This window comes from Armatimonas sp. (assembly GCF_043760365.1).
In the GTDB taxonomy this organism is placed as follows: domain Bacteria; phylum Armatimonadota; class Armatimonadia; order Armatimonadales; family Armatimonadaceae; genus Armatimonas.
In genome coordinates this window covers 1-9,945 of the sequence record NZ_JAYUPA010000763.1, presented here as the reverse complement: position 1 = coordinate 9,945, position 9,945 = coordinate 1, and the positions used below count along the sequence as shown (strand labels likewise).

Sequence of the window (9,945 nt, the reverse complement as noted above, 5' to 3'; positions counted from 1 at the left end):
GCCTCGGCAATAGGCTTGTCTACCAGCGGGTTGTTGCCCGCCGCGAACGTATCAAAGAAGCAAGCCGCCAGCTCGACAAGCTGCGTGCCGTGCTCTTTAGGCTGCACTGTGGCGAGTGGCAGGAGAACTTTGCTACCTGGCCCCAGCACGTAGGAGACATACGGCCGCCCCGGTGCAACGCCGAATTTTTTCCCAACTTCGCCGCCCGCATCTAATAAAAGGGGGAAGTTCAGCTTCTCACTCTCATAAAGTTCAAGTGCGACGGCTTTCTCGACCGGCGCGACGGCAAAGACCTTCACGCCGATCTTATCGAAGCGCTTCATCTCGTTTTTGAGGGAGCGCAGCTCGGCTCGTACTTCGTCGCTGACACCGGGCAGAAAAACCAGAGCAATCGAGCGCTTGTCGTAGTCCGCCAGATTATGAACCCGCCCAGCTTGGTCGGAGAGCACAAAGACCGGTGCCTTGCTACGCGGCAGGAGCATCGTAATATTTTGCTGCCGATCGAAGCGTGTGAGCGCGTAGATCCCCAGGCCCCCAGCGGCCCAGACCCCGGCGAGAGTGACGAGTAAAGCTTTAACAGGCGGTTTGCGTGTCATGTTTGTGAATCCTTTCACAATGTTACCGCTGCAATATTAAACGCGCAAAGGTTTTTGCCAAGGCAAGCGCGAATAGTGCGCCATGAAAGTAAAGCTTCTCGCGGCGCTTGTCGCACTCGTGCTGGTGGTGCCCTCAGCCCTGGCACAAAGATTTGAGAAGGCCTTTGATGGCACCAGCCTCAAGGGCTGGCAGCTTATCGGTGGCCACGGCCCGGGCTACGTCCCCAATAACGGCGTTCTGACCTGCCCCGCGGATGGCGGCGGCAACCTCTACACGGAGAAAGAGTTCTCCGACTTCCATTTAAAATTCGAGTTCAAGCTCTCCCCCGGCGGCAACAACGGTATCGCGATCCGTGCGCCGCTCCAGGGCGATGCGGCCTATGTGGGGATGGAGGTTCAAGTTCTCGATGATCCCGCCCCGATGTACGCCAAGCTGGAGCCAGGCCAGTACCACGGCTCGATCTATAAAGTCTGCGCAGCGAAGCGCGGGGCACTCAAACCCACGGGCCAGTGGAACAAAGAGGAGATTATCGCCACGGGCCGCCGGATTCAGGTGATCGTCAATGGCAAGAAGACCGTGGACTGCGATCTGAATAGTGTCACGGATCCGGCGACGCTTGCCAATCACCCTGGAATGCTACGCGAGAAGGGCCACATTGGCTTTCTGGGCCATGGCTCGCTGGTGGAGTTCCGCAATATCGAGATTAAAGACACGAGCAAGCCCGTAAAAGATAACGTCGCCCCCAAAGGCTTCACCGCGCTCTTTAATGGCAAAGATCTCGCGGGCTGGAAGGGCCTCGTGGGCAACCCGCTCACCCGTGCGAAGATGGCCCCCGACGCGCTGGCTGCCGCTGAGACGGCCGCCACGGAGAAGGCGCTTTTGCACTGGAGCGCCAAAGAGGGCGTGGTCTGCTACGACGGCAAGAACGATAGCCTCTGCACCGCCAAAGACTACAAAAATTTTGAGCTGCTTGTGAGCTGGAAGATCGGCCCCGGCGGCGACTCGGGGATTTATTTACGCGGCTCGCCCCAGGTGCAGATCTGGGACACGGCACTCACCAATGTCGGGGCGCAGGTCGGCTCCGGCGGGCTTTATAATAACCAGAAGAATCCCAGCAAGCCCACGCAAGTCGCGGACAACCCGGTCGGGGAGTGGAACGAGTTTCGCATTCTGATGGTTGGGGAGCGCGTGACCATCTATCTGAACGGCAAGCTAATTGTGCAGAACGTGGTATTGGAGAACTACTGGGACCGCAAGATCCCCATCTTCCCCACCGGCCAGATTGAGCTCCAGCACCACGGAAACCCGATCTTCTTCAAAAACATCTACGTGCGCGAATTGCTGTAACGGCAATAAACGCCTTAACAAAGCCTCGGACAGCGTGTCCGGGGCTTTTTAGCGGTACACTAAGAGGGCAATGAGCACCTCAAAACCACACCGTCGTCGTACACTCTTCCTGCTCCTGATTAATATAGTGGGCGTTGCCCTGATTGGCTGGAATCTCAGACGGGAACGGATTCCTACCCACCAGATACCGCAGGTGCCAGAGCCCTACCGGAGCCACCTGATTCAGGGCACTTACCCCTCTTCTTTTTCGAGGATAGGCTACCAGGACTACCAGGAGCGCAACCGCTGGCAAGAGCGCCTGAACGCCCGTGTCGGCCCTAGTTTTTCACAGGATGGCAAGTACGTTTTGACGGCTCTCGGGGACACTCTGCGGCTTTATGATGTCGCCTCAGGTAGCCAAGTCCGTGCGTGGTCGCTTCCCACCACGAATCGTCCAGGACAGATCCACCTCTACTCCGTCCCCATGGAGAACCGCTGGTATCTCTGGTGCTACGATCCCTCCCTTGCCCCCGCTGTCTACTCCGTAACACCAGACCAGCCAGATCTCGGTAACCCCCTACCCGGCTTGAACTCCGTGCGCAGTATCTCCCCCTCGGGGCGCTATCTGCTGGGTGACATGCCGTATTCCAGTACGTACGGGCCGGAACCGGCTCTCAAGATGTCCCTCCACGACCGCCAGACAAGGCGGACGGCGGTTCTGGATATCCCCGAGTCCGCGACGCTCACTGCCTATGATCTTCTCTATGATTCCGGAGCCCCCCGTCTCTACGGACGGGATGCAAAGACCCAACAGTTTTACTTCTTCGACCTGGAAACCGGCAAGCGCCTTCGCACACCAGATTGGCTTGCAACAACTGAGTCCCAGTACTGCCGCTTCTTGAAAGACACGGTTCTCACTGCTCATAAAGATGGCACGATCAAGGTGCGCTCCCGGGCCAATCCTGAGCGCGTTCTCAAGACCTATCCGACCGAGATCCGAAACTTTAGCCGCTTGGGGATTACCCAAGATCGAGAGTTTATTATCGTGGAGGGGAGGACATCACTCAAGCCAGGGCAGGCAAACACCTGGTTTTCCAGAGCACTTGATACAACGGGGCAGGGCCGCCATCAAGTGTTCCAGCGTGCCCATCCAACGGCTCCTGTCTCGGGCTCGCGTACGGACGACATCCTGCAGGTCTTCTGGACGGGAGCCTACCACCTCAATCGGAGCTGGCTAAAAGATAGCCACTATCTGCGTGGAGAGTCGTATCTGGGTGATCTTAACTCCCAACAGCAAGTTCCGCTCCGCTGGGAGATTGGTGCATTTGAGGCTGCGATCTCACCCAATAAAGAGTACCTTGCCTGGATAGACAGACACTCGGGCGACCTCATGATCTGGCGAACCCCGTTCGCTATCAAGAAGTAAGTCAATCAAGAACCTTTAACATTCGCCTTGTGCCAGACGGTATAATATCCGTGACTACAGAAAGAGGTCTAGTCTCGCCCACGAAAGAGACCGAAATAGCATTGCACGAAGAAATCATTCTCGCCAAGCGTCAGATCACCGATAACCTGGATCAGATCCTGACCGTTCTCCCCAAGCGGGTGCATAGAGCACTTGCGCCCTATTTGGAAGAGCACTCCGATCTTTTGGAGCTCGTTCTTGACCTAGGACGGCCCGCGGAGGCCCGCTTTGGCAACAACCTCCACGTGGATCTGCTGCCTGCTAGCGACGATCCCACGGACACTGCCAATGAAGTAACGCTGGACGACATTGACCATGTCACCAGCCGTATCTCGGACTTTGGCTTCGACAACCGCGCCGGGATCGAGCGGACGCTCCACCGTATCTCCTGCATCCGTAACCGGGCAGGGCGTGTGATCGGGCTGACGCTACGCATTGGTCGCGCGGTCTACGGCACCGTAGATATCATTCGCGATATTGTTGAGAGCGGGAAGTCCATTCTGATGCTGGGCCGCCCCGGTGTGGGCAAGACGACCAAGCTGCGCGAAGTGGCGCGTATTCTGTCGGCGGAGTTTCGCAAGCGCGTTGTGATCGTGGACACGTCCAATGAGATCGCGGGTGATGGCGACATTCCCCACCCGGCGATTGGGCGCTCGCGGCGTATGCAGGTTAAGCGCCCCGAGGAGCAGCACGCCGTGATGATCGAGGCGGTGGAGAACCACATGCCCCAGGTGATCGTCATTGATGAGATCGGCACCGAGCAAGAGGCCTTCGCGGCGCGCACGATTGCCGAGCGTGGCGTCCAGCTTGTGGGCACGGCGCACGGAAACTCCCTGGAGAATCTGCTCCTCAACCCGACACTCTCGGACCTCGTGGGGGGAATTCAGTCCGTAACCCTGGGCGACGAGGAGGCCAAGCGGCGCGGGACACAGAAAACCGTGCTGGAGCGCAAGGCCCCGCCTACGTTCGATGTGATTATCGAGATCATGGAAGTGGACAAGCTCGCCATCCATCACGATGTCGCCAAAGTGGTGGATAAGATGCTGCGCGGTCAGCTCCCCCGCCCGGAGATCCGGGTTCGCAACACGGGGGGCATTGTTGAAGTAGTGCAGAAAGCCGAGCTGCCACCGGATCGTCCGGGCGAGAAGACGGGTGGCACCTACGGCATGACGTTTGAGCCTGAACCCATCCCCTATTCCCCTTCCCTCTCGGAGGGAAGGGGGTCAGCAATAGGCTCAGAGCGCAAGAGTTTTGGGCAGAGTGGTAAGACTGTCCATCTATTTCCCTACGGTGTCTCTCGGTCTCGGTTAGAGCGGGCGATGGCAAACCTGCGGGTTCCAGGGGTTGTGGCGCGGGACATGAAAGACGCCGACCTGATCATCGCGCTCAAGGCCACCTTCCGCCGCGAGCCCGCCAAGATCCACGAGGCACGCGGCAAGCACATTCCCACGTTTGTGGTACGCAGCAACACTTATATTCAGATTGAGAGCGCCCTGCGAGAAGTCTTCGGGCTTCAGCCCACGGTGCTCCCGACCGATGAAGAGGCCGCGATCTCGGAGGCCTCGAATGCGATTGAGCATGTCCAGGAGACCGGCGAAGCGGTTGAGCTAGCCCCGCAAAATGCCTACGTGAGACGCCTCCAGCATCAGCTCGTCGAGCGCGCCGAGCTAGGCAGTGAGTCCCTTGGCATCGAGCCCCGGCGCCGGCTGAAGATTCTGCCCAACACCACCACTTAATGAAAAACGCACTGGCTGCCCTCTGTGGCCTTACGTTGCTCACTGCGCCTGTCCTCGCACAGCCACGTCCGTTACGTTTGACGTTGGGCGGGGGGCAGCTCACGGGTAACGGGACGTTTCATCTCGGTCTCTCTCTGGATGCGAAGCGCCTCCCACAAAACCGTCTGCTCAGTGTCTACGCCGACAGCAACTTCACGCTAGGCTTCGGTTGTGGGGCAGTTTTCATTCCCAATGCGCCCCCCTCCACTACCTACTCGGGGATGGAGAGTTTTGGTGTCTCGGTGCGCCAGCCCTGGGGCAAGGGCTGGTCAGGATTGGGCATGGGCAGCTACACCACCCACTTCTCAGACTGCGGCACTGCAGACCGCAAAGTCGGTGGGCTAGGTGGGAAAGTCTTTGCCGGCATCGGCGGGGGGTTCTACTTCACCGAGGTTGCTCTTACGCTTCCTTCCGCAACAAAGTATCTCCAGACCAGTATCAGCGTCGGCTTTCGGCTCTGAGCGTGCATCCTGTATAATGCGGCTGTGAATAAACGTGCAGTGACGCCGCGTGCTCTGTTTATCGGGATCGCCTTTGCGCTCTTCTTCTCGGCAGTAACCCCCTACAACGACTTCAAGATCGCCGCGACCTATATCGCCGGGACGCAGTTTCCCATCGGGGCACTTTTTGTGCTGTTCTTTTTTGCCTTTGCCATCAACGCGCTCCTGCGCACCGTTGCGCCCAGGGCGGTGTTTCAGCGCGGGGAGCTCTTGACCATCTGGACACTGATCTTGGTGGCCTCGGGGATTCCCTCGTCGGGGATGATGCGCTACTTTATCCCGGAGATTGTCGCCCACAAAGCCTTCGCCGACGACACCAACAACTGGGATCAGAAGTTCCTCAACCAGCTTCCCGAGTGGACCAAGTTTCAGGACAAGGCCGCCGCCGACGCGTTCTTCAACGGTTATCATAAAGGCGAGGAGCGTATTCCCTGGGAGGCGTGGCGCGGGCCGCTCTTCTTCTGGGGCATGCTGGCAATGCTCTTTCTGATGGCGACTTTTTCGATCTGTGCTCTTCTGCGCCGTCAGTGGGTGGAGAACGAGAAGTTCTCTTTTCCTTTAGTGACACTCCCGCTTCTTATCGCCGAGGACCCGGAGCCGGGCCAGAAAGTCAATGCGTTTTTCCGCAACCCCATGCTCTGGGTGGGGGTGGGTTTCAGCACGCTGATCCACACGGTCAAGGGCATGCACCTGCTCTATCCCTCGATCCCGGATATTAACTTGGAGTGGTCGTTCAACGACTTCCTGACCGTGCGCCCCTGGAACCTGATTGGGTGGTTTCCGGCGCGTATCCTCTTGATGGTGGTTGGGATCGCCTATCTGCTCCCCGCGGAGGTCTGCTTCTCGCTTTGGTTCTTCTTTCTTGTTTTCAAGGCACAAGTGATGCTCTGTGGTTTCTATAACTGGCTCATGCCCGGGCCACAGGGCTACAGTGACACCAATTTCTCAGCGCTACAGGCCTATGGAGGCGGAATCGCGCTGGTGCTCTGGACCCTCTGGACCGGGCGGCGGCACTTTGCTGATATCGTCGAGAAAGCGCTGGGCGGCCCCCGTGCCAAAGACATTGACGACTCCGGCGAGCTGCTCTCCTACCGGACCGCGCTACTCTGTCTTGCCATCGCCTACGGAGGGATCGCGCTCTGGCTGACGATGGCTGGGGTCTCGGTTCTGCTGATTCTGGTCTCTCTGGTCACCATGACCCTCGGGCTGATCGTCATCTCCTGGGCGGTCTGTCAGGCGGGCCTAGTCTTCATGGCGCAGCCCTACGGCTCAATTGATATCTTCGCCTTTCTCTTTGGCACCGCGCCGTTTAAGACCAGTGAGCTCTTCACCATGACCCGGTGGGAGACGATGTTTCTCTTCGACCCGCGCGAGATGCTTCTTCCCTCCCTGATGATGGGGGCCAAGACCACCGAAGGGATGAAGAAAGGCGCTCGGCCGCTCATGGTTGCCATGATCGTCACTGTGCTCCTGGCCTTCGCAGTCTCGCTCTATGCCAGCCTGGCGCTTCCCTACTACAACGGCGGTGGCAACTCACTCAACAATTTGTTCACCTATAAGTGGAGCCCGGAAAAGCCCCTCAACTTCCTGGGTGGCGCAGCCTCGGTGCCGTTTAAGGGCGATCTCACCAATGGTCTGCACTTACTAACGGGCTTCGTGGTCTTCCTGGGCCTGCTGATTCTCAGAGCACAGTTCAACTTTGGCGTGCATCCCATCGGGATTCTCTGCGCGGGGGTCTGGGCGATTAAGATGCTCTGGCTCTCGCTCTTTGTCGGCTGGTTCGCCAAGTCACTGATCCAGCGCTACGGCGGGATGAAGGGCTACCAGCTCTTCCTTCCCTTCTTTCTTGGTCTGGTGCTGGGCGATGTCATCAACTCGGTGATCTGGGTAGGCCTCGGCTACGCCACCAATGTCGGCTACATGGTTATGCCGAACTAGCATCGGCGATTATTCGGGAACCCAAGCGGGTAAAATAGGGTCGTTCAAACCGGGCTTCGTGCCCTAAAAATCACAAGGATAGTTTTTAACCATGCTCGTAGGTAAACCTGCACCAGACTTCACCGCCCCCGCCGCCTTCCCCAATGATAGCGCTGCGGACCCGATCAAGAATATCTCGCTTTCTGACTACAAGGGCAAGTGGCTGATCTTCTTCTGGTACCCCCTCGACTTCACGTTTATCTGCCCGACCGAGATCCTCGCGCTGGCGGATCGCCTAGACGAGTTCCAGGACGTAGACTGCGAGATTCTGGGCGCCTCAACCGACTCTGTCTACTCCCACCGCGCGTGGGTACGCACGCCGCGCAATGAGAATGGGATCGCGGGCACCAACTACCCGATTATCGCCGACATGACCCGCGAGATCGCGGCAAGCTACGGCGTCCTGATCGAGGAGGCTGGGCACTCGCTGCGTGGGCTGTTTATTATTGATCCGAACGGCGTAATCCAGCACGCGACGATCAACGCCAACAACGTCGGACGCAATGTGGACGAAGTAATTCGCACGCTTCAGGCGTTCCAGTCCGGCGGGCTCTGCGCCGCCAACTGGAAGCCCGGCACGAAGAACCTGACTCCGGGAAGCTAAATTCATATGCCCCTGCGAACCGGTTCCCCACTGCCGGAGCTTACTGGCGCGACCGACTGGCGAAATGGCGCGGTGAGCCGAGAGTCTCTTCTCGGCTCGCCCATCTTGATTCATTTCTGGTCGCTCTCTTGCTACATCTGTAAGAACAATCTCCCACGATTAAAAGAGTGGAAAGAGATGTACGGCCCCCAAGGCTTAAAAGTCATCGCGGTCCATATGCCACGCGAGGAAGACGAGACAGACGTCACCAAAGTCGAAGCCGCACTGGAGCAATTTTCGATCACCGATCCCTGCGCTATAGACAACGAGCACAAGCTCTCCGATGCCTTTGGCAACGACCAGGCATGGGTTCCCTACTACTTTCTGTTTGATGCCGACGGCAACCTCAAGAGCCGAGGCGCAGGCCAGGCCGCCGCCGATGTGCTGCAAGGCGCACTGGCACGCCTCTTTCCTGAAGCGTAGAATACCAACACAATGCCAACTCTCAGCCAGCCCCCCACTGTTGCTCTCACGGACAGCCCGTCTCCCTGGCGCTGGACGAGAGAGGCGTGTTCACGGCTAAAAGAGCTGGAGTTTTTGCCCGAGCGCTTCGAGCTGATCGAAGGGGTCATCTACGAAATCATGCCCAAAAACCGCCGTCATGTTCTGGGGCTACGCAGAGTTCGCAACTGGCTCTTTACGATTTTCGGTGAGGATGTTGTCCAGGAGCAAGACCCTATAGAGATAGCATCCGAAGATCAGACTTTCAACGACCCCGAACCGGATATCGCGGTTCTTAGACAGAGCGTCGAAAGCTACCGCGAGCAGGCTCCGGGATCCGCGGATGTTCTTCTCCTAGTGGAAATCTCCGATGCAACCCTCTCACTGGATCGCAACCGGAAAGCGCGGCTCTACGCCCGTGCCGGGATCACCGACTACTGGGCGCTGGATGTGCGAGGGCGGCGGCTCTTTGTCCATCGTGAGCCAGGCAACGAGGGCTATGACTCCGTTTTAGAGTACGCCTCGGATGAGATGGTTGCTCCTCTGGCTGCACAACACGCCACGATTCGAGTGATGGAGCTGCTTCCCTCCACAGAATTCCCCCAAGTAACTGACTATGATAAAACCTAAAGCGACACGTGATGAGCACCTGCTCACTCCCCAGCGTCAGCACCGAGGCGAGGCCTGGCCCACCGATTCCTGGCGCGTCTTGCGTATCCAAAGCGAGTTCGTGCAGGGCTTCGATGCCCTCGGGGATCTTGGCCCTGCCGTGACGATCTTTGGCTCCGCACGCACCAAGCACGACGATCCGCAGTATATTGCCACGGTCGAGACAGCGCGTCTGATCGGTGAGGCGGGCTTCAATATCATCACAGGCGGCGGCCCGGGGATCATGGAGGCGGGCAATAAAGGCGCAATAGAAGCAAACGTTCAGAGCATCGGCCTGAATATCGAGCTGCCTTTTGAGCAGCACGTGAACCCGTACTGCACGGAGACCATTGATTTCCACTACTTTTTTGTGCGTAAGACCATGCTGGTGCGCTACGCACAAGCGTTTGTGATCTTCCCTGGCGGCTTTGGCACACTCGATGAGCTGATGGAGTCTCTCACGCTGATTCAAACCGGCAAGATTCACAACTTCCCCGTGATTCTCGTCGGCACGGAGTTCTGGGGCGGGCTGGTGGCGTGGCTTAAAAACTCCGTACTGGTGCAGGGAAAGAT

At 58.1% G+C, this 9,945-nt stretch carries 10 protein-coding genes; 9 read left to right on the top strand and 1 reads right to left on the bottom strand.

Annotated elements, in window-relative coordinates; genetic code table 11:
• A partial coding sequence (locus tag ACH2EH_RS18305) for a peroxiredoxin family protein (protein ID WP_395143868.1) occupies positions 1-596 on the bottom strand: 596 nt, incomplete at its 3' end.
• An 82-nt stretch (positions 597-678) separates the two neighbouring features.
• On the opposite strand from ACH2EH_RS18305, the gene ACH2EH_RS18300 reads away from it, so the two are divergent.
• The 9 genes from ACH2EH_RS18300 to ACH2EH_RS18260 all read left to right on the top strand — a co-directional run.
• On the top strand, positions 679-1,944 hold the full coding sequence (locus ACH2EH_RS18300) for a DUF1080 domain-containing protein (protein ID WP_395143867.1): 1,266 nt from the start codon (positions 679-681) through the stop codon (positions 1,942-1,944).
• A 70-nt stretch (positions 1,945-2,014) separates the two neighbouring features.
• On the top strand, positions 2,015-3,349 hold the full coding sequence (locus ACH2EH_RS18295; RefSeq protein WP_395143865.1) for a hypothetical protein: 1,335 nt from the start codon (positions 2,015-2,017) through the stop codon (positions 3,347-3,349).
• A gap of 50 nt (positions 3,350-3,399) precedes the next feature.
• Entirely contained in the window at positions 3,400-5,124 is a 1,725-nt protein-coding gene (locus ACH2EH_RS18290; RefSeq protein WP_395143864.1) for a R3H domain-containing nucleic acid-binding protein, read from the top strand.
• Positions 5,124-5,624: a hypothetical protein gene (locus ACH2EH_RS18285; protein WP_395143862.1), complete on the top strand. Its 501-nt coding sequence runs from the start codon at positions 5,124-5,126 to the stop codon at positions 5,622-5,624. The genes ACH2EH_RS18290 and ACH2EH_RS18285 overlap by 1 nt, the downstream gene beginning before the upstream one ends.
• A gap of 24 nt (positions 5,625-5,648) precedes the next feature.
• Positions 5,649-7,601, top strand: a complete 1,953-nt coding sequence (locus ACH2EH_RS18280) for a DUF6785 family protein (protein WP_395143860.1) — start codon at positions 5,649-5,651, stop codon at positions 7,599-7,601.
• Positions 7,602-7,692: 91 nt separating this feature from the next.
• The gene (locus ACH2EH_RS18275) at positions 7,693-8,244 is read left to right on the top strand and encodes a peroxiredoxin (RefSeq protein WP_395143858.1); all 552 of its coding nucleotides are present in this window, start codon (positions 7,693-7,695) and stop codon (positions 8,242-8,244) included.
• Positions 8,245-8,250: 6 nt separating this feature from the next.
• Entirely contained in the window at positions 8,251-8,706 is a 456-nt protein-coding gene (locus tag ACH2EH_RS18270; protein ID WP_395143857.1) for a redoxin domain-containing protein, read from the top strand.
• A gap of 12 nt (positions 8,707-8,718) precedes the next feature.
• Positions 8,719-9,354, top strand: coding sequence for a Uma2 family endonuclease (locus ACH2EH_RS18265; protein ID WP_395143855.1), 636 nt, complete (start codon positions 8,719-8,721; stop codon positions 9,352-9,354).
• A partial coding sequence (locus ACH2EH_RS18260; RefSeq protein ID WP_395143853.1) for a TIGR00730 family Rossman fold protein occupies positions 9,341-9,945 on the top strand: 605 nt, incomplete at its 3' end. The genes ACH2EH_RS18265 and ACH2EH_RS18260, both read left to right, overlap by 14 nt.

What these genes read in the sequence shown, in the direction of transcription:
- ACH2EH_RS18295 (WP_395143865.1), top strand. Translation starts at nt 2,015, where the DNA reads ATGAGCACCTCAAAACCACACCGTCGTCGTACACTCTTCCTGCTCCTG.
- ACH2EH_RS18285 (WP_395143862.1), top strand. Translation starts at nt 5,124, where the DNA reads ATGAAAAACGCACTGGCTGCCCTCTGTGGCCTTACGTTGCTCACTGCG.
- ACH2EH_RS18300 (WP_395143867.1), top strand. Translation starts at nt 679, where the DNA reads ATGAAAGTAAAGCTTCTCGCGGCGCTTGTCGCACTCGTGCTGGTGGTG.
- ACH2EH_RS18270 (WP_395143857.1), top strand. Translation starts at nt 8,251, where the DNA reads ATGCCCCTGCGAACCGGTTCCCCACTGCCGGAGCTTACTGGCGCGACC.
- ACH2EH_RS18265 (WP_395143855.1), top strand. Translation starts at nt 8,719, where the DNA reads ATGCCAACTCTCAGCCAGCCCCCCACTGTTGCTCTCACGGACAGCCCG.
- ACH2EH_RS18275 (WP_395143858.1), top strand. Translation starts at nt 7,693, where the DNA reads ATGCTCGTAGGTAAACCTGCACCAGACTTCACCGCCCCCGCCGCCTTC.